The sequence below is a fragment of the Campylobacter sp. JMF_11 EL3 genome (assembly GCF_027736965.1).
GTDB lineage: Bacteria > Campylobacterota > Campylobacteria > Campylobacterales > Campylobacteraceae > Campylobacter_B.
In genome coordinates, this window is the sequence record NZ_JAOVTJ010000003.1 from 1 (window position 1) to 25,746 (window position 25,746).

The 25,746-nt window shown below is 35.6% G+C and carries 28 protein-coding genes, 1 tRNA gene and 1 pseudogene; 9 read left to right on the forward strand and 21 right to left on the reverse strand.

Annotation, left to right across the window (positions count from 1 at the left end):
* Positions 1-252, reverse strand: a 252-nt coding sequence (locus OFN67_RS04980) for a hypothetical protein (RefSeq protein WP_270873981.1), incomplete at its 3' end; no start/stop codon positions are given.
* A gap of 133 nt (positions 253-385) precedes the next feature.
* Here OFN67_RS04980 and galU point away from each other — a divergent pair.
* The 3 genes from galU to OFN67_RS04995 all read left to right on the forward strand — a co-directional run bounded on the left by galU (position 386) and on the right by OFN67_RS04995 (position 4,098).
* On the forward strand, positions 386-1,231 hold the full coding sequence (galU, locus tag OFN67_RS04985; RefSeq protein WP_270868968.1) for a UTP--glucose-1-phosphate uridylyltransferase GalU: 846 nt from the start codon (positions 386-388) through the stop codon (positions 1,229-1,231).
* The gene (locus OFN67_RS04990; RefSeq protein WP_270868967.1) at positions 1,218-2,465 is read left to right on the forward strand and encodes a glucose-6-phosphate isomerase; all 1,248 of its coding nucleotides are present in this window, start codon (positions 1,218-1,220) and stop codon (positions 2,463-2,465) included. Before galU ends, OFN67_RS04990 begins: the two co-directional genes overlap by 14 nt.
* Before the next feature lie 421 nt (positions 2,466-2,886).
* On the forward strand, positions 2,887-4,098 hold the full coding sequence (locus tag OFN67_RS04995; protein WP_270868966.1) for an MFS transporter: 1,212 nt from the start codon (positions 2,887-2,889) through the stop codon (positions 4,096-4,098).
* Here the strand turns inward: OFN67_RS04995 and OFN67_RS05000 are convergent.
* Entirely contained in the window at positions 4,091-4,462 is a 372-nt protein-coding gene (locus OFN67_RS05000; protein ID WP_270868965.1) for an HIT family protein, read from the reverse strand. The two genes, OFN67_RS04995 and OFN67_RS05000, sit on opposite strands and share 8 nt — an antisense overlap.
* Before the next feature lie 73 nt (positions 4,463-4,535).
* Between OFN67_RS05000 and OFN67_RS05005 the strand changes: the two genes are divergently transcribed.
* Positions 4,536-4,913, forward strand: a complete 378-nt coding sequence (locus tag OFN67_RS05005) for a hypothetical protein (protein ID WP_270868964.1) — start codon at positions 4,536-4,538, stop codon at positions 4,911-4,913.
* A 67-nt stretch (positions 4,914-4,980) separates the two neighbouring features.
* Here the strand turns inward: OFN67_RS05005 and OFN67_RS05010 are convergent, their stop codons facing one another.
* The 6 genes from OFN67_RS05010 to OFN67_RS05035 form a co-directional block, all read right to left on the reverse strand.
* On the reverse strand, positions 4,981-5,550 hold the full coding sequence (locus tag OFN67_RS05010) for a hypothetical protein (RefSeq protein ID WP_270868963.1): 570 nt from the start codon (positions 5,548-5,550) through the stop codon (positions 4,981-4,983).
* Positions 5,551-5,564: 14 nt separating this feature from the next.
* Positions 5,565-6,590 carry a hypothetical protein gene (locus OFN67_RS05015; protein ID WP_270868962.1) on the reverse strand — a complete coding sequence of 342 codons (1,026 nt, stop codon included), beginning with the start codon at positions 6,588-6,590 and terminating at the stop codon, positions 5,565-5,567.
* 11 nt (positions 6,591-6,601) lie between these two features.
* Positions 6,602-7,207, reverse strand: a complete 606-nt coding sequence (locus OFN67_RS05020; RefSeq protein WP_270868961.1) for a hypothetical protein — start codon at positions 7,205-7,207, stop codon at positions 6,602-6,604.
* A 140-nt stretch (positions 7,208-7,347) separates the two neighbouring features.
* The gene (locus OFN67_RS05025; RefSeq protein WP_270868960.1) at positions 7,348-7,977 is read right to left on the reverse strand and encodes an SDR family oxidoreductase; all 630 of its coding nucleotides are present in this window, start codon (positions 7,975-7,977) and stop codon (positions 7,348-7,350) included.
* Positions 7,974-9,344, reverse strand: coding sequence for an SPL family radical SAM protein (locus tag OFN67_RS05030; protein ID WP_270868959.1), 1,371 nt, complete (start codon positions 9,342-9,344; stop codon positions 7,974-7,976). Before OFN67_RS05030 ends, OFN67_RS05025 begins: the two co-directional genes overlap by 4 nt.
* Positions 9,341-9,910, reverse strand: coding sequence for a hypothetical protein (locus tag OFN67_RS05035; protein WP_270868958.1), 570 nt, complete (start codon positions 9,908-9,910; stop codon positions 9,341-9,343). The genes OFN67_RS05030 and OFN67_RS05035 overlap by 4 nt, the downstream gene beginning before the upstream one ends.
* Before the next feature lie 141 nt (positions 9,911-10,051).
* On the opposite strand from OFN67_RS05035, the gene OFN67_RS05040 reads away from it, so the two are divergent.
* The 3 genes from OFN67_RS05040 (at position 10,052) to OFN67_RS05050 (ending at position 12,596) form a co-directional block, all read left to right on the forward strand.
* Positions 10,052-11,338, forward strand: a complete 1,287-nt coding sequence (locus OFN67_RS05040; protein ID WP_270868957.1) for a citrate synthase — start codon at positions 10,052-10,054, stop codon at positions 11,336-11,338.
* A gap of 123 nt (positions 11,339-11,461) precedes the next feature.
* On the forward strand, positions 11,462-12,028 hold the full coding sequence (locus tag OFN67_RS05045) for a c-type cytochrome (RefSeq protein ID WP_270868956.1): 567 nt from the start codon (positions 11,462-11,464) through the stop codon (positions 12,026-12,028).
* 85 nt (positions 12,029-12,113) lie between these two features.
* Positions 12,114-12,596: a GNAT family N-acetyltransferase gene (locus OFN67_RS05050; RefSeq protein ID WP_270868955.1), complete on the forward strand. Its 483-nt coding sequence runs from the start codon at positions 12,114-12,116 to the stop codon at positions 12,594-12,596.
* 70 nt (positions 12,597-12,666) lie between these two features.
* On the opposite strand, the gene OFN67_RS05055 is transcribed toward OFN67_RS05050, so the two are convergent.
* Together OFN67_RS05055 and OFN67_RS05060 are read right to left on the reverse strand one after the other, a co-directional pair.
* Positions 12,667-13,098, reverse strand: coding sequence for a hypothetical protein (locus OFN67_RS05055; protein WP_270868954.1), 432 nt, complete (start codon positions 13,096-13,098; stop codon positions 12,667-12,669).
* Positions 13,095-13,802 (reverse strand): DUF4198 domain-containing protein, encoded by a 708-nt coding sequence (locus OFN67_RS05060; protein ID WP_270868953.1) that lies wholly within the window; start codon positions 13,800-13,802, stop codon positions 13,095-13,097. The genes OFN67_RS05055 and OFN67_RS05060 overlap by 4 nt, the downstream gene beginning before the upstream one ends.
* A gap of 171 nt (positions 13,803-13,973) precedes the next feature.
* Here OFN67_RS05060 and OFN67_RS05065 point away from each other — a divergent pair, with 171 nt between their 5' ends.
* Entirely contained in the window at positions 13,974-14,204 is a 231-nt protein-coding gene (locus OFN67_RS05065) for a YdcH family protein (protein WP_270868952.1), read from the forward strand.
* 50 nt (positions 14,205-14,254) lie between these two features.
* Here the strand turns inward: OFN67_RS05065 and OFN67_RS05070 are convergent, their stop codons facing one another.
* Complete coding sequence (locus OFN67_RS05070; protein ID WP_270858311.1) at positions 14,255-14,695, reverse strand: hypothetical protein; 441 nt, start codon at positions 14,693-14,695, stop codon at positions 14,255-14,257.
* A gap of 114 nt (positions 14,696-14,809) precedes the next feature.
* Between OFN67_RS05070 and OFN67_RS05075 the strand changes: the two genes are divergently transcribed.
* The gene (locus OFN67_RS05075) at positions 14,810-15,394 is read left to right on the forward strand and encodes a PAS domain-containing protein (protein ID WP_270858310.1); all 585 of its coding nucleotides are present in this window, start codon (positions 14,810-14,812) and stop codon (positions 15,392-15,394) included.
* Positions 15,395-15,482: 88 nt separating this feature from the next.
* Here OFN67_RS05075 and OFN67_RS05080 read toward each other — a convergent pair whose 3' ends face one another.
* The 10 genes and pseudogenes from OFN67_RS05080 to OFN67_RS05125 all read right to left on the reverse strand — a co-directional run bounded on the left by OFN67_RS05080 (position 15,483) and on the right by OFN67_RS05125 (position 25,746).
* A complete protein-coding gene (locus tag OFN67_RS05080) occupies positions 15,483-16,847 on the reverse strand; it encodes a glucosyltransferase domain-containing protein (RefSeq protein ID WP_270868970.1) in 1,365 nt (454 codons plus the stop codon).
* A gap of 293 nt (positions 16,848-17,140) precedes the next feature.
* Positions 17,141-17,217: transfer RNA gene (locus OFN67_RS05085), tRNA-Arg, on the reverse strand.
* Between the two features lie 102 nt (positions 17,218-17,319).
* Entirely contained in the window at positions 17,320-18,198 is an 879-nt protein-coding gene (locus OFN67_RS05090; RefSeq protein ID WP_270868951.1) for a glycoside hydrolase family 43 protein, read from the reverse strand.
* Positions 18,199-18,334: 136 nt separating this feature from the next.
* Positions 18,335-18,851, reverse strand: a pseudogene (locus OFN67_RS05095) (IS1595 family transposase).
* 69 nt (positions 18,852-18,920) lie between these two features.
* Complete coding sequence (locus OFN67_RS05100; protein ID WP_270868950.1) at positions 18,921-20,087, reverse strand: glycosyltransferase; 1,167 nt, start codon at positions 20,085-20,087, stop codon at positions 18,921-18,923.
* Positions 20,084-21,262 carry a hypothetical protein gene (locus OFN67_RS05105; RefSeq protein WP_270868949.1) on the reverse strand — a complete coding sequence of 393 codons (1,179 nt, stop codon included), beginning with the start codon at positions 21,260-21,262 and terminating at the stop codon, positions 20,084-20,086. Before OFN67_RS05105 ends, OFN67_RS05100 begins: the two co-directional genes overlap by 4 nt.
* Positions 21,253-22,152, reverse strand: coding sequence for a glycosyltransferase family 2 protein (locus OFN67_RS05110; protein ID WP_270868948.1), 900 nt, complete (start codon positions 22,150-22,152; stop codon positions 21,253-21,255). Before OFN67_RS05110 ends, OFN67_RS05105 begins: the two co-directional genes overlap by 10 nt.
* Complete coding sequence (gene wecB, locus OFN67_RS05115) at positions 22,145-23,287, reverse strand: non-hydrolyzing UDP-N-acetylglucosamine 2-epimerase (protein ID WP_270868947.1); 1,143 nt, start codon at positions 23,285-23,287, stop codon at positions 22,145-22,147. Before wecB ends, OFN67_RS05110 begins: the two co-directional genes overlap by 8 nt.
* Positions 23,274-24,479 (reverse strand): CDP-glycerol glycerophosphotransferase family protein, encoded by a 1,206-nt coding sequence (locus OFN67_RS05120; protein WP_270868946.1) that lies wholly within the window; start codon positions 24,477-24,479, stop codon positions 23,274-23,276. Before OFN67_RS05120 ends, wecB begins: the two co-directional genes overlap by 14 nt.
* Positions 24,469-25,746, reverse strand: coding sequence for an oligosaccharide flippase family protein (locus OFN67_RS05125; protein WP_270868945.1), 1,278 nt, complete (start codon positions 25,744-25,746; stop codon positions 24,469-24,471). Before OFN67_RS05125 ends, OFN67_RS05120 begins: the two co-directional genes overlap by 11 nt.

The window sequence follows — 25,746 nt, forward strand, 5'->3', positions numbered from 1 at the left end:
AATTACCAAAGCCACTGTGATAATCTGCTTTGTAAATGTCGCGATAGGGGCGCCAACAATGCTAATTTTAAATAAATTTAATGAAAAATATGTAAGCGATTTTCCTGTGTATTTTACAAAAAGAAAATCTACAAGCATAAGTAAAATATACACAAAAATTCCCGCACAAGCAACGCCCAAAAGCCATTTTTTGTGTAAAAATTTAGCCAGAAAAAGTGAAATTATAAAGCAAAGCAACGAAGCGTATGTCATTTTAACCTTTTTATGTAAATTCGCGCAAAATATTTAAAACGCCGAATTTTAGCAAATCCTTGTTTAAAATTCTCAAAATTTTATCTTTTTGCGCTACAATTCAAATTTTACAAAATTTCAAAAGGATACAATCATGATCAAGACTTGCTTATTTCCTGCTGCGGGGTATGGCACGCGTTTTTTGCCAGCCACAAAATCGCTACCTAAGGAAATGCTTCCAATCCTTACAAAACCGCTAATTCACTATGGCGTAGATGAGGCATTAGAGGCCGGCATGGATAATATGGCATTTGTCACAGGGCGTGGAAAGCGCGCTTTGGAGGATTATTTCGATAGAAGCTACGAGCTAGAAGACCAAATCAAGGGCACTAGCAAAGAGTATTTGCTAGATGATATTAGAAATTTAATGTCATCTTGTCAGTTTTCATTTACCCGTCAAGAGGATATGAAGGGTCTAGGACATGCGATTTTTACAGGCAAAACTCTCGTTAGAGATGAGCCATTTGGCGTAGTTTTGGCTGATGATTTGTGTATAAATACAGGTGGCGAGGGCGTGCTAGCACAAATGGTTAAAGTTTATGAGAAATATCGTTGCTCAATCGTAGCCGTAATGGAAGTAGAAAAAGAAGATGTCAGCAAATACGGCGTAATCGCGGGCAAAAGCATCAGCGATGATTTGATTATGGTTAGCGATATGGTCGAAAAACCAGCCCCAAAGGACTCCCCGTCAAACCTAGCGATCATTGGCAGATACATACTCACGCCTGATATTTTTGATATCATCGAGCGCACGCCAGCTGGCAAAAACGGCGAAATTCAAATCACTGACGCGCTTTTGGAGCAGGCCAAAAACGGCGTTGTAATGGCGTATAAATTCAAGGGCAAACGCTTTGATTGTGGCTCCGTGGAGGGCTATGTCGAGGCGACGAAGTATTTTTATGAAAAAGAATTTGCAAAGAAAAAAAATGATAAAAAATAAACTTTTTTTCACCAAAGCCAAAAACGACGCGCTAAAAAATGTCGCTTTGGCGCTAAAAGATGAATTCGAAGGTGGCGAGATTGGGTATTATCATCTACCAGATAGCGGCGAGAGCGCGATTGCGCAGGCTAGCGAGTTTTTAGCTGGCAAAAATTTTAGCGCTGTCGTAGTCGTGGGAATCGGCGGTTCGAGCGTGGGTGTAAGGGCGTTTTACGAAATGCTACGCGAAAAAATAGAGCCAAATTTAAGATTTGAAATTTTGGATAATTTAGACGATTTTAGCGTCAAAAACGCCTTAGATGGGCTCAAATTTAGCGATACGCTCTTTATCATCTCGTCCAAATCCGGCACCACAATCGAAACCATTTCGCTATTTAAGGTCGTTTTAGATGAGTTTGGCGCGCAGGATTTGAGCCGTAATTTCATCTTTATCACAGATCCAAATTCGGCGTTAGAAACCTACGCAAAAGCTCAAAACGCCACCGTGATAAATATGCCAGCCAATGTGGGCGGGCGATTTAGCGTGCTTAGCGCAGTTGGTCTCGTGCCAGCTCTCGCTCTCGGGCTTGATGCGCGCGCCTTGCTAGGTGGCGCGAAAATGGCGCAAGAAAGGTTTCTAGGCGAAATCCTAAACGGAAATTTCGAAAATTTAGAAAATAACGAAGTCGTGCAAAAAGCCCGCCACTACGCCACTCACAAAAACGCCACAATCAATGTGATTTTCAGCTATTGCGACAGGCTCAAAGCCTTCAACGACTGGTATGTCCAGCTCTGGGCGGAGAGTATCGGCAAAAAAATCGGCTACACTCGCTATGGTCTAACCCCTGTTGGGCTCGTGGGCTCGCGCGATCAGCACAGCTTCTTGCAGCTTATCATGGACGGCGTGAAGGATAAAACAGTAACATTTATGAAGCTAAAAAACTCCGGCACATCGCGAAAAATCCCAAATTTGAGCTTGGGAAATTTGGCTAGTTGCGACTTTGTAAATGATCTAAGCTTGGAGAGTGTGCTAAATTTCCAGTGCGATGCGACCGCGCAGGCTGTGATAAATGAGGGTGTGAGCGTCGATGTCATCGAAGTAGGCGCGCTAGATGAGGCAAACGCTGGATTTTTGTTTTATTATTTTGAGCTACTAACTAGCGCGGTTGGGGCGATTTTGGGCGTGAATACCTACGACCAGCCGGGCGTTGAAGCAGGCAAACGCATACTAAAATCAATGATTTTAAATAGATAATTTTGTGAAATTTAGCCCATTAAACAGCTCCTTTCGATGACGATAATCTATCATTGCGCTTCGCAAGCTTTAAATACTGCGCCGATACGCTCTTTATTGTCATTGCGAGGAAAGGCAAAGCTTTGACAAAGCAATCCAGAGAAATTCCTTTGCCTCTGATTTGTCATTGCGAGAAACGGCGTAAGCCGTTTCGTGGCAATCTACGAATATAAAATTTCGACGCAGTGTTTTTGCAGAATTTCAAAATTTAAATAGAAATTTGTTTTAAATTTTATTGGATTGCTTCGCTATGCTCGCAATGACAATCAAGTGGCGCGCAGTCGCTGTCTTGGCGAAATTTTGCCCTATCCAAACCCCATATTTCAGCGAAATTTTCGAAATTTATGAGTAAAATTTAGCCCAAATTTGACAAGGAAAATTTATGAGAAATCCATTTCACTCCCTCAAATACCGCAATTTCAGGCTTTATTGGATTGGCATGAATCTCTCATTAATCGGCTCGTGGATGCAAACAATCGCGCTTCCTTGGATTGCGCTCACGCTCACGCACGACCCCTTTAAGGTGGGGCTTGTTAGCCTCGCGCAGTTTTTGCCATCGCTAATATTCACGCTATTCTCGGGCGTTTTGCTCGATCGCTTTGACAAGCTTCGCATACTTTTGTGCGCGCAAATCGGCATGATGATCATAGCGTGCATTTTCGCCTTTTTAGCGTGGTTTGAGGCATTTAGCTTCGCAAACATTTTCACGCTTTCCCTCATAAACGGCGTATTTACGGCGTTTGACTCGCCCTCGCGCCAAGCCCTCGTGCGCTCACTCATCGCTTCTAGCTCCGAGCTTCCAAACGCAGTCGCGCTAAATTCGATCTCTTTCAACCTAGCCCGTATCACAGGACCTGCGCTTGCTGGGCTGATAATGGCGCACTTTGGCGCGAAATGGTGCTTCGTGATAAATACTATTAGCTTTTTAGCCGTCATTATCTCGCTATTTTTTGTCAAAATTTCCGAGCCCGCTAGCAAAGTGTCGCGCTCAAATTTAAGCCCCCTAGCACTCATTAAACAGGGCTTTTCGTATATGCTTTCTAAAAAAATTTTAAGCGAAATTCTGTTCATTGTGCTGATTTTATCGACCTTCATACCTAATTACAATATCACAATTTCAGCCTTTGTGAAATTCGATCTGGCTCAGGGCGAGCGGTATTTTGGGTATTTGATGTCGCTTTTGGGGCTTGGGGCGCTGTGTGGGGCGCTGGGAGTTGCTAGTTTTGGGAATTTGTCGCTGAAATCTATCCGCATTTGCGCCGTGCTTGTGTGCGTGATCTGCGCGCTGGCTGGGGCTGTGGCGAGCTTTGTTTACAATGCCACGCTAATCGCGCTGCTTGGATTTTTTTTCGTTTTGACAAACTCGTCGATGAACTCGACCGTGCAAATGCACACCAGCAACGAATTTCGCGGTAGGATAATGAGTATCTACACTCTATTTTTCTTAGGAAGCACGCCATTTGGCGCGCTTTTTGCGGGGTTTTTCACGGATAAATTTGGCGCGAAATTCGGCTTTTTTATCAGCGGATTTTGCGCACTAATTTTGCTTTTGGCTCTGTTTTATCTGCGTAGAAATAAATCAAAACCTACTTAAATGCTATCTTTAAATTTGCGCTTAAAATTTGGGCAAATTCGTCGAAATTTGGCAGATCGAGTTTGGCTTTTCGCATTTTTTTACCCCACATACTCTCGGGGAAAAAGCTGTCGTTTTTAAACCTAGCTTGCAGGTGGATATGGACTTTGGGCACATAGTTTGCGAAGCTTGCGATATTGATTTTATCGGGGTTGTAGAAGTCTCGCATGCTTCTTTCGCACTCCAAAACAGCCGCCCAAAGGTGTGCGATTTGCTCGCTTGGCAAATCCGTAATCTCCTTTGCCTTAGTTTTGGCGAAAATTTTAATCCACGGGATTTCGCTCTCCTCGCGCTCGATAAAAATTATATCATCTTCGTATATCATATTTTCTCCTTATAAAAATATGGAATTTTAAACAAAATTTAATTAAAATCGCGTAAAAATTTAAAGGAAATCCGTGAAAATCGCCGTTGTAATCTATGATAATTTCTCACTTTTAAACCTAGCCCAAATTTTAACCGCCCTAAGTGCTTGCCAGCACAAAGTGCGAATCTATGCGCTCAAAGAAGCCGTGCAAAGCGCGCAAAAAGCCTGCGTGAGGGCCGATGTCAGCGACGATAGCCTCTATGGAAACGACGCTGTGATCGTCTGCGACGGAGAGTGCGAGGATTTGGTCTATAACTCAATCTTTACCGCGTGGCTTCGCTCCGGCGCAATGGCGCGCAAAATCATCGGCTTTGGGCGCTCTGCTTTGCTTTTAAATGCGGCAAAATTTGAGAATTTCACCATTTTTGACGATTTTAGCAAAGATGAATTTTTGCAAAATTTAGTATAAATTCCGCTGTCGCAAATTTCGGATACTGTGCCGAAATTTTAGATTATGGTGGGCAAGGATGCCCACCCTACTGTGCTTTTGTATTATTTTGGCTAGAATTTGTAGCAATTGTTGATAATAATTCCTCTTTTACGCCAAAAAAACCGTTGGAATTATCCGTGTGATATATTTCATCAATCTCGCATTTATCATAACATTGTAGTTTATAAAAAACTTTGCCTTTTACGATTTCCTTTGTTGCTTCTACTTTCGAAGTATGTTCGACTTCAACATTTCCGAATTTATCCATACTAAATTCAAATTTTGAGTCTATCAAATACTCTTGTGTGCCTAAAATAGGGTCGAAATTCGCACAATCTACCCCTGTTTCATCTATTTCCCAACATTTATCGTATGCATTTTTAAAAGAATTTGTGCCATATTTTTTTAAGGCTTCATCAAAATTTGAAATTGCAACTTCAATAAATTTTTTAACAACATTTATTTTAATATCATCGTTGCTTTGTGCATTTGTCGAACTCTCTATGCTTTTATTTTCTGCACCTTTTCTGCCCCATTGTTGCAAAATATCGCTGTTTTGGGCATGTATCGTAGTGGCACATAAAGTGCTAAGCAAAATTAAATTTAAAATTTTCATAATATCTCCTTTGTTTAATTAGCACAATATTCTTTTTGTAAATTTTGCGGTTCTGCCATTAATTTTTGGATCGATTTTTCTTGATATAGTTTTTTGCAAACTTCATCGCCACTATCTTTTCCTTTTCTTATTCCAAATGGCAAACCATCTTTGTTTTCAATGTAAATTTCAACGCACTCTTTTTCGTTGATTGTATATGTAGCACTCATATCTTTGTCGCTAACCTTAGTCGGCGAAATTTTCACATAGCTCATCTCTTCAAATTTAGAAAGTTTGCATGTGGCTGTATAATACGCACTCACATCACTTACTAGCGTCATAATATCTGTCGTAACCCTTGAAATATCAGCCTTATTTTTTGTTTTTAATGAATAGTCTTTTACAAATACGCTTATGCAAGAAAGGGTTTTTGGCTGTATCCAATAATCCATTATGCTTAATTTCATATTTGCACTTTTGCATGCTTTTGCGTAATATTTAAGTGCATTTTCTTTATCATTATTTTGATCGTAGGTATTAGCTAGGTTAAAGCAACCCAAAGCAAAATTTGCATCGCAGCTTTTTTGTTGCAAAGAAATTTCATCTACAAATCCGCACGCATACATATCGCCATTTTGACACGCATTTTTGTAAGCAGTTTGCATTTTTATTTTATCTTGTTCTGTATTGCCTTTATTTACCGTGCAGCTTTCTGGATTTTTGGTGAGATTGCAGATTTGCCCCAACGCATCTTGCATTTGTGAATTATCTAAATCGTTGTTTTTTGCATTTATTAAGACCATATAATTACAAGCATACACATCGCCTTTTAGCTCTTTGCATTGAGCGGTGGCTTCTTGCTCATCTTTTGCTATTTTATCATTTATATTGTTTTTGATTGTATTTTGTAATATTTCCTCAAAACCACTGCAATAAGTTTCGTTATTAGGAGAAATATCACTTTGGCAATACTCTATAATGTCCATAATCTCGCTTTTTTCTAGCCCAGCGGCATTGCAACTAAGATAAGCACACAGTGCAAATAAAAAAATCTTTCTCATTTTTTATCCTTTTATTTAAATTTATTAAATTTTTCTTTTCCTAATAGCCATAAATACTGGTCTAGCTCTTTGATACTAAGTTTTTCTAACTCGTAGAATTTTCTAAATTCAAATATTGCGTTTTTATATGTTGGATAATTTTTCAAATCGTTTTGACTAAATTTTGAAAATTTGCCTTTTTTGTCGAAATACAACAAGATTTTTGCGACATAAGAATCATAAATAGGAAATTCATCTGGATTGTGAAAAGAGCAGTATTTGCTAGCAAAAGAGTAGAAATTTTTCTCTTTTTCTTTTATCTTAATCTTCGCTATTTTATTTACCAAATTTGCGTCGCCTTTTTGCAAGCTTTCATCGATTTTTAGCTCTTTTATGTGCTTTGCCATTTCATAAATCGAAAATATATTTGTGCTGTAAAAGTCATTTAAAGCAGCCGATTTGAGCAAAATTTTAATCAAATCGGTGTTTTCAGAATAAGCCTGAAAAAGCTGATTAAGTGCCTTTTCTTGCACCCTGTAATGCTCGTTTTCTTTGTCATTATTCCAAGATTTTATGTATTTTTGCGCTTCTGATAAATTTGGTGTGGAAATTTGCAAATTTTGCTTTGTTTTTGACATTTATATCCTTTATAAAAACTTTTACATTATAATACCTCCCTCTTAATCAAAACTAAAATTTGCAATATTGATTTATAAACTATTTTAAAAGAAAATAAGTGTAATCGTAGCAAAAACTATACGCAAAAAACGCCAAAATTTTATTTTTTCGCTATCCCTACGATACGCGGGCGAATTACGATTTCGCTCAAATTTGACTTGGTTTTATACGCCTCATAGGCGAAATTTGCAATCTCGTCTGGGTCGATATAGGCGCGCTCATCACTGCTCGGCTCGAAGCGCAAATCCGCAAAAAAGGGCGTTTGCGTCATATCGGGGCTTATGCAGGTTACGCGCAAATCCTTGCGATACTCTTCAAACAAACATAGCAAAAACGCTCTTAGTCCCGCCTTGGACGCCGAATACAGCGCGCTAAATCGCGAGTGTCTGTGCGCCTCAATCGAAGCAATGCCGATGATATGGGCGTGCGAGCGTTTGAGCGAATTGATTAGCGCATTTAGGATTATCAAATTTGCGCTTAAATTCACGCTTATCACGCGCGAAATCTCATCTGCACTTACCGCCTCGAAAGGGTCGAAATTCCCCACGCCAGCGCATAAAATCACAGCATCGAAGCTCTCTTTGCTCAAATTTACTAGCTCTTTTTTAAGCGAGGCAGTATCCTCAAATCTCGAATTTAAGGTTATAATTTCAAAGCCATTTTGGCTAAATTTTCGCGCTATCGCACTGCCGATCCCGCCACCTGCGCCCGTAATCAACGCTTTTTTCATAGATTTTCCTTTATTTTGCGCATATACGCCTCTTTCATCGCGCGCTCGAATTCGTCGTTGCTGGCAAACTCGCGCCCAAAAACCTCGCCCCAGAGTGCCTCGTCCTCCATGCAAAGATAAAAAAACACTTCCTCGTGCCACGCGCGCAGGCTAGAATAGGCGAATTTAAACATTTCAAGCTTGATATTTTTGGGGTATGAAATTTTGCCGTTTGCCTGCGAAAATGGCATTTGCAAAATTTTGCTCTCTAAGCCTCTGGCGCGCAGTTTTTTGATAACTGGTTTTATAAATGTCAGCGTGCCAAAGGATACAAGTGCTACGCTACTAGGGTCAAATTCGCGCACCAATCGCGCAAAAATCGCGCTGTATTCATCACGCCAACCTTCGAAATAAATCATCGGGTGAAAGTGAAATCCCACCAAAATGCCCTTTTGCGCCAGTTTTTTGGCAGCATTTAAGCGCTCATCTAGGCTAGCGCTGAGATGTTCTTCATTTTCGATAATGATTTGCGGATTTAGCGAAAATGTCACGATGATGTTGCGCGAAATATCGTTTTGCAAAAAAAAGGAAATATTATTCGACTTGCTTTTAAGCTCCAAAATCACATTTTCATGCGCTCTGGCGAAGGAATTTAGCGCGCTTAAAATGCCGAAATTATCGCCCCACATGAGTGAATCCGAGCTCTGACCTGTGCCGATATGATAAATTTTATCACTATCAAGGTGCAGTTTCGCTAGATTTGCGCCGAAATTTTCGTCAAATCCCACGACGCCGTTTTTGTAAAACGAGCCAATCGCGCAATACGAGCAGTCAAAACCGCACGAATTGACCGCATCGAGCGTGAGTAGATTGCAACAGCGCGTCCCCTCGCTAGCGACAGGACAGCGACCAAGGGCTAGCTTTTCGCCCGCAAAACGCGATATTTCGTAGCGTTTGGGCGTGTAGTGCGGAGTGAAATTTTCATACGCAGGCGGGCGCGATTTGATTAGCTCATACGCGGATTTTATGCGCGCGAAAACCTGCTTAGAAGCGTGGTTTGAGGCGGGTTTGGATTGTAAATTTGGCGCTGAATTTACGATAGGATTTTCGCTAAAATTTACGCTAGAATTTTCGGCGAAATTTGTGTTAGAATTTGCGTTAGAATTCCCGCTGAAATTCGAAGCAAAATTTTCGCCACGATTTTCGTCAAATTTCGCTATTTTTAAAATTTCCCCCACATTTTCGCCCCAAGCCTGCAAATCAGCGCAAATTTCGGCGATTTGCTTGCGCTCTTGAAAGCTAAAATGCCCCGATAGAAAAAATTCGCGCAAAAGCTCGCTATTTTCGGCGTTTAGTGCGAGTTTGAACTCGCCATTTATTTCACTCATAACTCTCCTATTTTTTCCGCATGCGCCCTAAGTAGCGCACAAGTGCTGGCTTTGTCGATTTTAGCGTCGATTAAATGGTCGCTTACGACCTTGTAAATTTTAAATTTCACGCCAAATTTAGCGCAAATTTCTTTGAATTTCGCGCTTTCCATATCGTATAAACTTATCGTGGGCGCCGAAATTTTCGTAGTTTGCGGGGTGCTAACGCAGATTAAGCTCGCCCCTTTTGGCGCACTGTTTTCGTCCCACAAAAATCCCTCGCCGACATCGATTTCATCGCTATTACAACCACAAATTCCAAAATTTATGGCTGTTTTGGGGCTAAATTTAGCCAAAATTTCGCCAAAAATTTGCGTGTTTTCGCCGTTTTTGCCAAAGCCCACACCGCAGATAAAAAGCAAAATTCCCTCGCCTAGCCACACATTGACACTTTTTTCGCCAAAACTTGCGCCACTCTCGCCGAATTTAGCCTCTTTTTCGCCAAATTTAACGCTACTTTTTTTTAGTCTAAATCTCTCCACCAGACCCTGCGCCTCGGACTTCGTGGCGCACACGAATACTCTCATAAACTCTCCTAAACCTCGCATTTTAGCAAGCCAAGGCTAGAAAAAAGCTAAATTTGATGAAATTTTGCGTGCATTTTGTTTATTAAAACTACATAAATTTTAGCTATAATCTACGGATTAGATTTTTTAAAAGGGGCGATGATGAGCGAAACTCAATTTTCCAACTCCGTTACCTTGCGCGACAACCGCAATGGCGCGACATACGACTTCCCAATCCTTGATGGCACAATGGGTCCTAGCGTAATTGACATTTCGAATTTTTACAAAGACACTGGAATGTTTACCCTAGATAGGGGATATACCTCCACAGCCATGTGCAAAAGCTCGATTACATACATTGACGGCGAAAAGGGCGAGCTTATGCACCGTGGATACGATATCGCGTGGCTAGCGCAAAACAAACGCTACCTTGATGTCGTGTATCTACTGCTAAATAAAAAACTGCCTAGCAAGGACGAATACAACGCATTTTTATACGAGCTAAAAACCCGCTCATTTATCAACGAAAAAATCCTAAAACTTTTCGACGCATTTCCAGATCGCGCCCACCCTATGGCGGTTTTGCAGGCATGTATTGCGACACTTAGCGCGTATTACTCTAAGGATATGAGCTTTGACGATCCTAGCGAATACATGGAAATGGCAAAACGATTAGTAGCCAAAATGCCTACCCTTGCGGCGTTTTATTATCGCCACTCCAAAGGCTATCCTATCATTTACCCTGATTTGGCGCGTGGATTTACGGAAAATTTCTTGTATATGATGCGAAGCTTCCCGCACTCGCATGTCGATCTCAAACCAATCGAAGTCAAAGCCCTAGATAGCGTGCTTATGCTCCACGCTGACCACGAGCAAAACGCCTCAACGACGACGGTGCGCACGGTAGGTTCTACTCACGCTCACCCTTATGCGTGCATAAGCGCAGGTATCGGCGCGCTATGGGGACACGCGCATGGCGGGGCGAACGAAAGCGTAATTCGCCAGCTAGAAATGATAGGCACACCAGAAAATGTCGATAAATACATCGCCAAAGCCAAGGACAAATCCGATCCGTTCCGCCTAATGGGCTTTGGACACCGCGTTTATAAAAACTACGATCCGCGCGCCAAGGTGCTAAAAGGTCTGCGAAATCAGCTAATCGAAGAGATCGGAATCGATACAAATTTAATCCGTGTGGCAAATAGATTAGAAGAAATCGTGCTAAATGACGAATATTTCGTATCTCGCAACCTCTATCCAAATGTCGATTTCAACTCAGGTCTAATCCTAAAAGCGCTCGGAATTCCGACAGAAATGTTTGCCGTAATCTTCGTAATGGGCAGAAGCCCTGGCTGGATGGCGCAATGGATAGAGCTCAAAGAGCAAGAAACTATCAAAATCGTCCGCCCTCGCCAACTCTACATTGGCCCAGAGCGCATAAACGAATAGCCCAAATTTAGGGCAAAATTTGGGTTAAATTTAAATGCAAAATTTAACCCAAAATTTTTGAAATAATTTAAAATTTATTAAAATTTTACGCTATAATCCTATGTTTTTATGAAAGGGGTAAAAATGAAAAGAAAATTGTTTTTAATATCTTGCGCGGTATTTTGTTTGGGCTCTTTGTCTTACGGGGCACCAGAGCTCACGGTAGAAACCATGCCAGACGCGGCGAATTTGGATTTAGGCGCATATATGACTCCTGCTAATGCAAGCGAAACAAACGCTAATAGCGAGGTCGCAGCCGAGGCAAACGCGACTGCTGCCCAGCCAAGTGCAGAGGCGAGTGCTACTGAGGCAAACGCTACTGATGCGGCTGAAACCACAGCTGATACGAACGCAACCGCAGCCGCTCCTGCGCCTAGCATAAGCCCAGAAGTGGCAGAACAAGGCGCATTGCTGTATAAAACCTGCGTAGCTTGCCACGGCGCAAAAGGCGAGAAAACCTACACAAAAGTCCCACCTATCGTAAATTTATCTAGCGAAGAGAGATTAGAGAAGCTCCACGCCCTAAAAGACGGCACCGCAAACGACGGCAAGGGATATTATGGTATGGGCGCAGTGATGAGAGGCCAACTTCGCATAAGCGACGATCAAATCGGCGTTTTAAACGCATATATCGAATCGTTTAAAAACTAATTTAACTCAAAAATTTTGCTAAATTTGGCTTTTGGCTAAATTTAGCAATCCTAAATTCCTTCAAATTTTAAAATTCGGAGTATTTATGCAAATACGAAGCGCGAAAACCGCAGATTTGGACGCTATCAAAGCCATAGAGGACATTTCATTTCCGCCAAATCAAAGGGTCAGCAAAGAGGCTTTTGGCGAGTTTTTGGCGAAATTCGCTGATGATATTTTCGTAGCCTGCGAAAATAATCAAATCATAGGCGAGATTGTGTCGCTATGCACAAATGAGCGAGATTTCGATGATGATATGTTTTTTGGTGCTAAATTTTACGACAAAGACGGCGCGTGGCTAATGGGGCTAAGCCTTGGCGTGGTGCCAGAATTTAGGGGTCGTGAGATCGGCTCTGCGCTGATTCACGCCCTACAAACACACGCAAAAGCAAACGCAAAAAGTGGAATCGTGCTAACCTGCAAAGAGCGTTTGGTGAAATTTTACGAAAAATTTGGCTTTGTAAATGAGGGAATTTGCAAATCAAAATTCGGCGATAAAAGCTGGTATCAAATGCGCTGGGAAATTTAAAAAGGGCTAAATTTTAGCAGAAATTTGGAAGAGAACATAAAATTTATCTAAATTTAACCCTGAATTCGCGCTAAATCGCGCGTTTTTTACTTTTTACTAACGCTATAATGCCAAAAAGTCCAAAAATAATGCCAATCACGCTAAGTAGGCCTTGATATTTTGCAAAGGCCAGCTCATCGTATTTGCTAACGCCGAAATTCTCATCAATATCCACGCTAAATTCGCTTCTGTGCTCGCCATGATCACTCTGCGCGCTTATTTCGACGCGGTATTTCCCAGGCGCAGGTGGCAAAAAGGCTAGTTTGCCGTTTTCGTCCGTCTGCGCGATTTGCATAGCGAGCGCACTATCTCCTTGATAAATGCGCACTTTGGCGTGTTTGGCTGGGATAGAAGTGGCAAAATTTGCATTGATTATCACGGCTTTATCATGCGTGATATTGTAGCTAATCCCATGCGCAAACGCCAAAATAGCGCAAAACAAAACGCTGATTAAAACTCTCATTTTCGCTCAAATGTGATTGAGGTTTGGATTAAGAGTTTGTTGGCATTAGGGTCTGAATACTCGCTCCTGGCGCTTTTAGCAGCGATTACATTTAGCCCTTTTTCAACTGGAATTAGCGCGATACCAAACTCGTTTGTGCTAAATTCCCAGTCCTCATGCACGCCGACTTCAAATTTTGTTTTTGGTGATGGTTTGCCGTTTTTGAGCACCAAAACAGGGAGTTTGTCGCCGTCTTTTAGTGAAAATGGATCTGCAAGGGCGATGATTTCGAAATCAAGTCCTATCGGGCTTAGCATTGCTTCGTTCCACGAAAAATAAGTTTTACCGATTTTAAGGCTTCTTGAATTTGCAAAAACCACGCCTTTGACGCTCTTTAATCCGCCTTTGACAAAGCTTCCGCCCTCATCTGTTTCTATCCAATACCCAGCGTCGTAAATTCCGCTCATCAAAGCTGGTTTGCTGGCTGTCAGCACGACAGGCGCGGCGTTTGCGTCGTCAAATTTATAATCAATTCCTGTTTTGATAGGTTTTAAATTTTCATCGTAGCCGTTAGCTGCGATTAACTGCTCGCTTTCGTATTTTTCATACTCGCCATGAGCCCAAAATTTGACTTCATATTTGTTCGTGTCGATGTTTTGGATAACGATTTGGTGGGCATTTACACACATGCACAATGCAACGAATAAAAGTGCTTTTTTAAACATAAAATTCTCCTTAAATATTATTAAAAATAGATTAGTATTATAGCGACTAAATTTTAATATTAATTGAATTTTGGTATTACTAATATAAATTTTTTCTTTTATTGCAATATATACGAATTTTAAGCCCCTTTGTGCTAAACTAATAGGCTATTTCACACAAAAGGATATATTATGTTTCACGAATACAGAGATTTAATCACTGAACTTAAAGGCAAAAATGCACGCTTTGATGCGTTGTTTGAAAAACACGATGATTTAGATCATCAAATCGCAGCCGCAGTCGAGGGCAGAGTGCATATGAGCGATTTAGAAGTCGATACTCTAAAAAGAGAGAAACTTCGCGTAAAAGATGAAATCGGTATGTTTTTGGCTAAGATTAAAGCTGAAAAAGAGGGCAAATAAAAAGGTTGCGCACTCCGCGCAACCACAAATTTAATATCAAATTTATAAAATTACAAAAATAATTTATCTTCCAAACTGTGTAAGCGTTGTAATCCGATATCTATGTATTCCATTAATTTTTCGTTGTTTTTGACCAAATCGTCGTAGTAAGCTTTGGCTTTTTCCTTCGCTACGAAGTCAGGTTCGACATATTTTATGCCTGATTTGAACAGACCCTTTGTCTCGACAAAATATGTGCCCCAAATCTTATCACAATGCTCAATGCTAGATTCTGTAAAGCTCACAATCGAATCATACGCGACATTTCCAAGTAACTCTTGCAATTTATTAGCAGGATTTTTCAAAAACGAGTAAAAATCCTTAAACGGAGCAAATACCTGCTCTAAATTTTGCGCTGAGTCCTGATAAATCCCCTTTTTGACGCGAAACATCATCATTTCTTGCGAATTTACAAATCTCTCAACGGCTTTTATAGTATCCGCTTTATTCACTGGAAATTTCCTTTGGTTGAATTAATATAAATCGCTATTATAACACAAATTTATAAAATTTATGTTAAAATACCAGAACAAAAAGGAAAATATATACAAAAATAGGAGGTAAGTATGGAAAGACCTGTTCCCATAGATGAACAAATCGAGTTGGATTTCAGCAAAATCATCATCTCAAAGACGGATCCTCGCGGTATCATTACCTATGTCAATGATTATTTTTTGGAGGTTAGCGGATATAGCGAGGGCGAACTCATCGGCAAACCACACTCTATCGTCAGGCATCCAGATATGCCAAAAATCGCATTTAAGCTAATGTGGGATAGCATTTCTAAGGGCAGACCATTTACGGCTGCGGTGAAAAATCTAGCCAAAGACGGCAGATATTACTGGGTCATCGCCAAGCTCGATCAAGTCATCGACCCGCATACCAAAAAGGTCGTCGGACACACGGCAATATCGGAGCATACGGCATTTCGCACGCCAGCACCAGCCGAGATAATCCAGCAAATCGAGCCGATTTACAAAAAACTAGTCGAGATCGAAAATAGCTCGGGCATAAAGGCTAGCTATGAGTATTTGGAGGGCTTTTTGCACGCCAACAATACGACTTATGACGAATTTATCGAAGGGCTTGTTACAAAAAAGGGATTTTTAGACAAACTCCAAGCCAAATTTGGCAAAATTTTTGGAAGATGAATTTGGGTAGAATTTAGTGTGCCGAATTTTATTTATAGAATTCGGCACTGTTTTTTGTAATATTAAATCTAAACAAAATAGGGTTTTGTTACCAGGAATAATTCACTATAAAACAAGCTTCTGGATATTCTGTAATCGTATGTAAGCGAGTTTTTATTTCGCGAAGTGGTTCGCCTGTGCATTTCATAGCATCGTAGGCTTCATCGGAAAATTGAAAATTTCCGTTTGGTGTATAGTAAATACCATCTTCTTTTCTAAAACTTCCACCATGAAAATATTTTCCATCAAATCCATAAAATGGATAATTCCAATCTGATGACCAAAAATAATTTCTACCTAGTCTAGATGTAACTAAAATTGGTATTATAGGATAATTTCGCGATGCGTTTATAGTGACAGGAGCGAAGCGAATAGGGGTATTTTTTATCCATATTCTATATTTGCCTTCAAGTGGCGCAAGGCGATTTAAGTCGTTTTGCATGGCACTCATCCGTTGATAATTGTAGTTATATTGAGCTTCTAAGGCATTTGCGTAAGCAGATGATTGTATGATTAAAAAATAAGCAGTAAAAATTACGCAAGCATTTATCGCTGCTTTTATTGGTTTTATGCCACGATTTATGCAACCTAGGAAAATAATAGAAACAATAACTCCAAAACCCATAAAGACTCTTGGGTCAAAAGTAGGGTTTGATAAGACTAAATAAGTCCCTGTTTGCAACACAAAACTAACTACTATGCAAATAATAGTTAAAAATAGGGCTAGAATTTTGTTTATTTTGCTTTTATAAACCATAAATATGATAAATGCTATGAGTAGATATCTAAGTGAAAATTTTAAAAATATTTCATTTACATTTTGAGAGCCGTTTAAAGCTAATGTCGGCACAGATAAGGTATATAAAATATTTATAGAAATGGAATCTAATAAACTATCAGATATTGCTGTGCCAGCGTAACCTGCTGCAACTGTTTTAAGAAGAGCGATTTTATAAAATAGTAGTGGCAAAATAAAACATACAAGTGCTACAAAGCAAAATTTAAAAATTTTATTCCATTTTTTACCTTCAAGAGCCATTTTTAGAGCCAAAAATATACTTATGATTATAAAAACACTATTTGCTGCTTGATATGTCATAGACATAATCAAAACAGAAAATAGCGAAATAATGGCAAAAAGCGGCAATCTTTTGACAAATAAAAATGGAAAAATCATCAACGCTAATGCTATCGCCATAAACGGTGAATCAAATTTAAAGCTCATATTTTCTAAATAAAATGGACTTAGTCCAACAGGCACAGTTGCCAAAACTGTCATAAAATTTAGTTTATTAGTAAAAATTTTGCAAAGTGCTAATGAAGCTAGGCTAACTATGCCTAATGTTACTAGTTGCGGAATCGGTGAAATGTCTGTGTTAAAAGTAAAATCCATGTGGATGATTTTGTAAAAAATTCGCTTCCATAACGGCTATACCCATAAACAGGATCTAAAAAGCCCGGAACGCCGTCTATCGCTCTGCGCATATCGTCTTTATAGCTAATGTTTGCTCTAAAAAGTGCAAAATAACCAACTAGATAAATTCCGTAAATAATAGCAAAATATTTTTTAAAATTTTTGTCAAAAAAATCTCTGCAAATCGCAAAAAAGCCTTGATTTCAAAATTTAAGTTATGTGCTTGTTGCATCTGTCTTCTAATTTGCAGATTTTATTTTAAGCAAATTTGATAAAATTTATTGTGTAGAAAGTGGTGCGCCCGAAGGAATTCGAATCCCTGACCTTTTGAACCGCAATCAAATGCTCTATCCAGCTGAGCTACGAGCGCACAATGAAAAAGAATTTTGATTATACATTTTTATAGCTTAAATTTAGCAAAAAATAAGTAAAAATTGTGCATTTATGCTAGACATTTGACATTGTTAAAAAATTATTCACTACCATATTTTTTTATTAAATTTTGTACTATTTTTTTATTTACTTTAATTACGCTACCATGTCTAATGCCATCGGGTAAAGATAGTTTGTCTGTTCTATCCTGCCACGAAATTCCGCCGTCATTGCTTACAACTAAATTGAATTTTTTATTTCTATAATTATCAAAATAGACAAATAATTCCTTGCCTATAAATATTGCAGCTGGTCCTTCTACCCAATCGGAACCGAAATTTATAGGATTTGATACATCAACAGGAAATCCTTTTTGCATAGAATTTGAAAAGGTTACTCGTATATTTTTTTCAGCAGGATTGGAATTTTCATTTTTAACAAACATTATAAGCATATTATTTTTTGGATTTTTTATCACAGTGGCATCTATTGGCATAAAATTTGGATCAAAGTATAATTTTGAAATGGAAAAATCTTGAAAATTTTTTGTAGTAGTAACATAAATTCTATGATTATATTTTCTTTCTTTTTGACTTGTAGGCATTTGTTTATGGCGCCCTAATATGGTTGTGGAATATAGTATATAAAAGGTCGATGTTGTTTCATCGAAAAATAAATCTGGCGCCCAAACATTTTGAGCTTTGCTTTCGTGTAACATAACTGGGATTGCTTCTTGTTTTTCGAAATTAATCATATCTTTTGAGGATGTATATCCTATGATACGATCATTCCATGAAGTCGTCCATACTAAATGAAAAGTTTTATCAACATAAATTAAAGATGGATCGCGCATAAGTTTATCTTTTCCAATGTTAGGTTTTAAAATGGATTTATTATTATTTAGTGCAATCCATTTATAACCATCATACGAATATGCTAAATGAAGTCCGTCTTTTTCCTTAACAAAATATGCAAACAAATACACATCCTTATAATTAAAAATGATTTTGCATAATAAAGATATAAGAATAAGTCTCAACAGAACTTAATCGGATTTTCTCTTATCAGTTTTAGTAAAATTTGATATAAGTTTCCATTTGTTATTTTGGTAGGGTCTAGCCTAGCAACTCTTTCTTTTTAAGTAATTTTAAAAGTATATTATACATTAATTTTCCATCCTTCTTCCACCTAAACTCACACTCTTTTAAATGAAGCTCAAAATTTGCCTTAATGCCATTAAATTTAGCAAGTCTGTGTTTGGTAACACTCCACAACAAGCAAAGCAGTGCCACGCAGTGGTAGGTTTCTTGCGTAGCGTTAGCGAAGCAGAGCAAACACTGGCTGTTTGCTTGTGCCTCTACCTCGTTTTAATTTTACTTTATTTCCTTTTATACGACTAGCGCCGAAATAGCTTTCATCAAGCTCGACACTGCCAATAATTTTATCAAATTTAGCCATTTGATATTCGTAAATTTCTTGCCTAAAAATCATAAAATACTTGTTTATTGTGTTGCGATTTATGCCTAATAATTTGTTTGTCAAAGTGGCGTTTGCATCGCAGAGAAAGTGAAAAATAATTTTTTTGATTTTATAAGTGCTTAAAGTACGATTATTTGGTGTTTTCATAAGCATCATTATACCATAATGCTAGTCTAGTCCTTTTAAAATTACCTAAAACTTGACATCTATAATTGAAAAATTTTAAAATTGGTTCAATAAATTTTTAACCAAATTTTCAGATTTATATTTTTCTATTTTTTCTAAATTTGGTAGAAAATCTTTATTATTCATTATATCAGATAAATCAAAATCACTATCTGTATAATAATCTACATATCTGTAAACATCTACCGATTTTAGAAAATCAACAGTAGCGCCATTAGAAGATACATTAAGTATTCTGCAACCAAATTTTAAATAATCTACAACTTTTGATGATAAAAATAGATTGATTTTCATTGGAGCATCTATATTTACAAGTATATCTATATTTTTATCTATAAATTTAAATAAATCATCTTTGCTCATGAATGGTAGAATTTCAACTTTTTTTTCTAGCGAATATTTGGAAATTAAATTTTTTAATTTGTTTAAATCTTTATTTTTTAAAATTTGTCCTATTTTACCAAATCTACCTTGTTCGTAATAGGCATTTCTAACAGCTCCTATTAAATAAACTTTAAAATTATCATTTTTTTGATTTTTTAAATATTGAAAGAATTTCTCTGGTGTTCTTATGCCATAAAACGAACCAGTGTATGCCAAATTAATTATTTCGCTATTTTTTTGCAAAATAGATTGTTTTATTTTATTTTCTATATTTAAAGGGTTTGGAAAGATATAAAATTTTTCTTTATCAAAACCATTTGCGATATACAAATCAATAACATATTGATTTGTATGAGTTACAATGTCGCATTTTTTAAATACTTGTTTTTCAATAATTTTAGATATTGTTTTTTTTAATATATATTTTTTACTATAATACGGACTTAGAAAGCCGACATCGCTAAACATTGCTATTTTTTTGATACTATTTGGCAAAAATAAATTTACGATATGTAGCGATATTGGTTCAGAGCGAGTTATTACCAAGTCGTATTCATTTAAATTTATTTTTTTGAGAAATAATATAGTTTTTATCACAAATAAAATTTTTTCTAATCCAAAAATATTTTTAAAAATTTTTTCTAATATTTCAGGCATAGAAGAATTAACAACCGTCTTGTTTGTATAATCAAATTCTTTATTTGTAATAACATGAACTTGATGATTTTCTTTTATAAAACCTTGTAAAATACTATTAGCAACTATACCTTCTGGATTAAATTTTGACCAAATTTCGGTTGATATAAATAAAATTTTCATATTTCATTTCTCCTGTTTGTTAATAATATACCAATTAAAATAAACATTAGTATTGGAAAACTAAATCTATTGGTCATAGCAGCAACTAAATCTATTGCGCATGCCGATATAACAAGCGATTTAATCAAAAAATTTAAATTTTTTTCGAAAATAATCAATAAAAATGACAGGTAATATAGAAAGGTTCCTATGATACCAAATCTAAATAAATTTGAGAAAAAGGCAACCTCTATGTAACTATGCTCAAATTCTCTAAAAGAAGTATAACCAAACAATGTATTTAAATCAAAACTGAATATTAAAGGTAAGATAGTTTCTATTTGTTGAGTTCTATTACCTACTGATGCATCGCTATTATCGAGATTATATATTGCTTGAAAACCAGATATTAGTTTAATGTCGCCATAATTAATATATAATAATATGCCAAATGCTAATATGCAAATCACAACTATAAAATATATTAGATTTTTAAATTTGAAAAATATTATTTTATAATTAAATAGTACAACCATTGATGTAAAAATAAAAAATAATAAAATTGAAGCTTTGGAGGTACTAAATATAATTCCAATCAATATAAAAAGTATATAAAAAATATATTTCTTAGCTTTTAAATTGATATATCTTTCTATACAGATACTTACAGAAATTAATTGCATAATTCCAAATTCCGCAAAATCGTAATATATAGAACTGGTTCTATTATATAAAGCATGATTAGCATCTGAATATAATTTATAAAAAATATCGAGACCAATTTTTTCCAATATTGAAACACTTCCCGCAATTAAACCTAAAAAAATGATAAAATTTGATATTTTGTTTTTATTGAATCCTTGTTTGGAAATGCAAATTCCAAATAATATAGAAATAATTACTGTTAAAGGTCTAATTAAATCTACAAAATCTTTAAATGTAATTTTTTGATTAGCCGAAGCAAGTAATAAACTAATCAAAATCGAAACAAAAAACAAATATGATACTACTAAATATTTATATATTTGTTTGTTTATTTTTATGTTATTTAAATTAAATATTAAGTACAACGCCATAATCAAAATTGTAGTAAAATCTGTAAGTCTGGCTATACCGTATGAATAATAATAAAAATTCGGTGTAAGAAATAGCAAAGATAATAAAAAGAAGATAAAATGATTTTTTTTTACCACCACAGAAAACCTTTTACTTCTTTTATGTAAGCATAAAAATTTTCATCAAATAGACTATTTTGATTTCTATTTGGAAATTCTTGTTTTAAGTCAATAAATGTTTGTTTTATATATTTATAATTTCTAGTTTTAAATAGCATAAATAAACCTCTAACTACAATACATGAAACAACATACGGTATTTTAAAATATCTAATAGCTATTTTACACCTATTTATGTATGATAAATAATAAATATAGCTATTATTATGTCTACCACTCGGTGATCTTTTATGATAAATAACATTGTTTGTTAAAAATTTTATGCTATGACCAGCTCCTAAAATTTTAAAAGCCAAATCTATTTCTTCCATACCATATAATCCAAAATCTGTCGGATAGCCGCCTATTTTATCGATAATTTTTTTACTAACGGCATGCCCGGCTCCAATGAATATGTAAGTAAAAAAATCATTAGAAAGATTTATATTTTTATTCTTATGTGGTATTTCAAATCGATTTGCTTTTTTGCTATTATTGTCTTTTATATGAAAAGCGATTCCTCCAATATGTTTATTGCTACTAAAAGTATAGACGCAATTTTCTATTATGTTGTTAATATCTGGTATAACCACATCATCATCAAAAATAATCATATAATCAGTATGTAAATTTTCTATTATTTTGTTCCTGCCGATAGCGACTCCATAATTCATTTTATCCCAAATATATATTAAATTAATTTTTTTATTTTGTTTTATAAATTCAATTTCGTTAAAAACATCAATATTTTCATTATTATTAACAACTACCAAATTTATTTTATATTTAGATTTTATAATATCTTTTAGTGTTTCTACTAGCAAATCAGTTCTTTGATATGTTAAAATCCCAATCGTAACTAGATTATCCATTTAAATTTCCTAAAAATTTTAAAATTTTTTCACACGCTTTTCCGTCGCCGTATGGATTATGACAACTTGACATTTCATCATATTTATCTTTGTCATTTAATAAATTTTGCGCTTCGTTAAATATTATAGCCCTATCTGTCCCGACCAACTTTACAGTTCCTGCCTTTATGGCTTCTGGTCGTTCGGTGGTATCTCTCATAACCAAAACTGGTTTTCCAAGGCTTGGAGCTTCTTCTTGAATTCCGCCGCTATCTGTAATAATAAAATATGATTTTTCCATCAAATAAACAAAATTTTCGTAACTCAAAGGTTTTATCAAATATACATTTTGCAAATTTGATAAAATTTCATTTACAGGTTTTTGCACATTTGGATTTAAATGAACAGGATAAACTATGTCTATATTAGGATTTTTTAAGGCTATATCTTTTAAAGCATTGCATATATTTAAAAATCCTTCTCCAAAATTTTCCCTTCTATGACCTGTTACAAGGATAAATTTTCGATTATCAATCACTTTGTATTCTAAACTTTTTATTATATTATTTGCTATATCTTTATCGTTTTTTATTTTTTTAACAGCTAGGTGCAAAGCATCGATAACCGTATTTCCTGTAACTATGATATTTTCTTGTTTTTTATTTTCTTGCAATAAATTTTGCATAGCTTGATTTGTCGGAGCAAAATGATAATCTGCTAAAATTCCGACTATTTGCCTATTTGCTTCTTCTGGAAATGGCGAATACATATTATGTGTTCTAAGACCAGCTTCAATGTGAGCGATTTTTATTTTAGAATAAAACGCAGATAGTGCAACCATAGAAGCTGTCGTAGTATCACCATGCACAAAAACAATATCGGGCTTAAAATCATTTAAAATTTGACGCATATCTACCAAAATTTTTGCACTAATATCATACAGGGTTTGGTTTGGCTTCATTAAATTTAAATCATAATCAGCTTTTATATCAAAAAAATTTAGAACCTGATCAAGCATTTCGCGATGTTGTGCTGTAACACATACTTTTGTTTCAAACAAATCTTTATACTTGTCAAATTCTTTAACAAGCGGAGTCATTTTTATGGCTTCTGGACGAGTGCCAAATACTATTAGAATTTTTCTATTCTTTTTCATTTTCTATCCATTCAAACATATTTTTGCAAGATAACCCATTTTCGATAAAACCATATTTTTCTTGAAAATTCTGGATTTTTATTTTATATAAATTTTCCTGAAAATTTTTAATATTTTTTAGGAGTTCGGAGTTGTTTTCAGCCAAATCAAATGGCAATTCATCAATATTTATATAAAAATCTCTGTCGTTTTTGGTGTAATCTTGTAAATCTGTACAAAATAAAAACACGGGACGATTTAAAAGAAAATAGTCAAAAACTATGCTTGAATAATCGCTTATTACAGTTTCGCTAGCACAAAGCAATTCTTGACTATCCATATAAAAACTTGCATTAATTACATCTTTTGAAATATTTAATTTATCCATGTAAAAAGCTAGATTTGGGTGAAGCCTTACCAATATAATCCATTTGCCACCAAATTCATTTTGGATAGTTTTTAATAGAGCGCTATAATCTAACAAGTATGGCTCTAAGCTATTTGTTTTTCTAAAAGTTGGAGCATACAGTAAAATTTTTGTATTTTCATCTATACCATAAAAATCGTAAATTTTCTTTTTTGCATTTTTTATTTTTGCTTTATCAAAAAATATATCTGTTCTTGGGGTTCCAAATTCTGCTACTTCTCCATCATACCAAAAACTATTTTGGAAAATTTTAGTTTTAAATTTGCAACCACTTAAAATCAAATCGATATTCGCTGAATCTAATTTAGCTTTTTTTATGTAGCTTTCTGGCAAACTAGTTGCATCTTTTTCTATCATTTTAAGAGCAAAAAGTCCGTGCCAAGTTTGGATATAAATTTGTTCTTTTTTCTTTTTTGGATAAAAAATTTTTCTCGTATTATCAATCCAAATTTTAGCAGATGATAGCTCTTGTAATGCCGAAAAAGAAATTGATTCTACTATTTTGATTTCTTTTGGAAACATTGATTTATCAATATTTTTATTTTTATCCACAAGCCATACTAATTCATAATCTAAATTATTAGAAATTATATATTCAGCGATATATTTTGGATTATCGCTATAACCAGAACCATCAAAATTTGATAATACTATTTTATTATTTTTTATGGTTTTGGATTTTAATAAATTGAAAAATTTGGGCAAAAACAATATAAATAATCTTCGTTTTAGTCTTACAAATAAAGTTCCATCTATCAAATATTGAAAAATTTTTTTAAGCAACACTTTTAATTCCTTGTTTATTTGCTACAATATGATTATTGCTTTTAAAAATTCTATATCCAAGCACAATTATTTCCGTTACCAAAACCATATATGCTACCGAATATAGTGTTATATTGTTAAAAATCGCTAGTATAGTTAAACCTACAACATGTATAATCGAGCCATAAATCACGCTCAAATTTGCATACTTGGCATATCCAAGAGCTCCTAAAAACGGATAACCAAGCAAAATGCTAGGCACGACGAATATTGCTACTACCAAAAATATATTAAATACTTTTATGGATTCTGCTCCAATTTTGTTTGTAAATAGCAAATTAAAAATTTCGGTCCCTATGAAATATAAAATACAAATTCCAATTATGTTAAAAATAGTGGCAAATTTAAAAATTTTTTTAAATAACGCTATATTTCTTTCTTTTGCAATATATGGATATAACACTTGTGTTAATGGATAATAAAAAGCTTGTAATGCTTTGTATAGTTGCTCGGCAACAGCATAATATCCCACAATCGTATTTGTCGTAAAAAGACCCAAAACAAAAGCATTTGCGGAAGTATATAAGCTAACCGAAAGTCTCGATAAAAAGAAAGAAAAACTCTCTTTAAAATATCCCCAAAGAGTTGCAAAATTTTGAAATTTAAAATTTTGCCCAAAATCTATGTGAATTATTTTTAAAGAGATTAACGAGCCGATAATCAGCCCAAGTCCATTAAATAATGGTACTAAGAGATAATCACTATTTTGCTTAACAAAAACAAAAATACAAATCGTAAAAATAAGTTGAGCCGTAACTTTGACAATTGTAATATACTTCATTTTTTCGATACCTTGAAAGTACCACACAGGAAACAACGCCTGTCCTACTATCCATAAAAATGATAAATAATAAACGCTTTTATCACCTGAAAATTTTGGCACGAAAAAAACTAAAATAGTTAAAATAAGCAAAAAAATAAAAATAAAAGCTATCTTTATACTCATCACTGAGCTATAAATTTCGGTTAGTTTTGTCTCATTTTCTCGATTTATCGAAACATCTCTTGTTGCTGAAAGATTAAACCCCCAATCTACAAAAATATTTAAAAATATTATAAAAGATTGAGCAAACATAACCAAGCCATAAGTTTCTATATTTAGCACTCTTACCAAATATGGCAGAGTTAATAACGGCAAGACATAGCTGAAAATTTGAAGCACTGTTAGCGAAGCAAAATTTCCGATTAGTCTTTTTTTGTGGCTATGATTTATGGTTTGAGTGCTCAT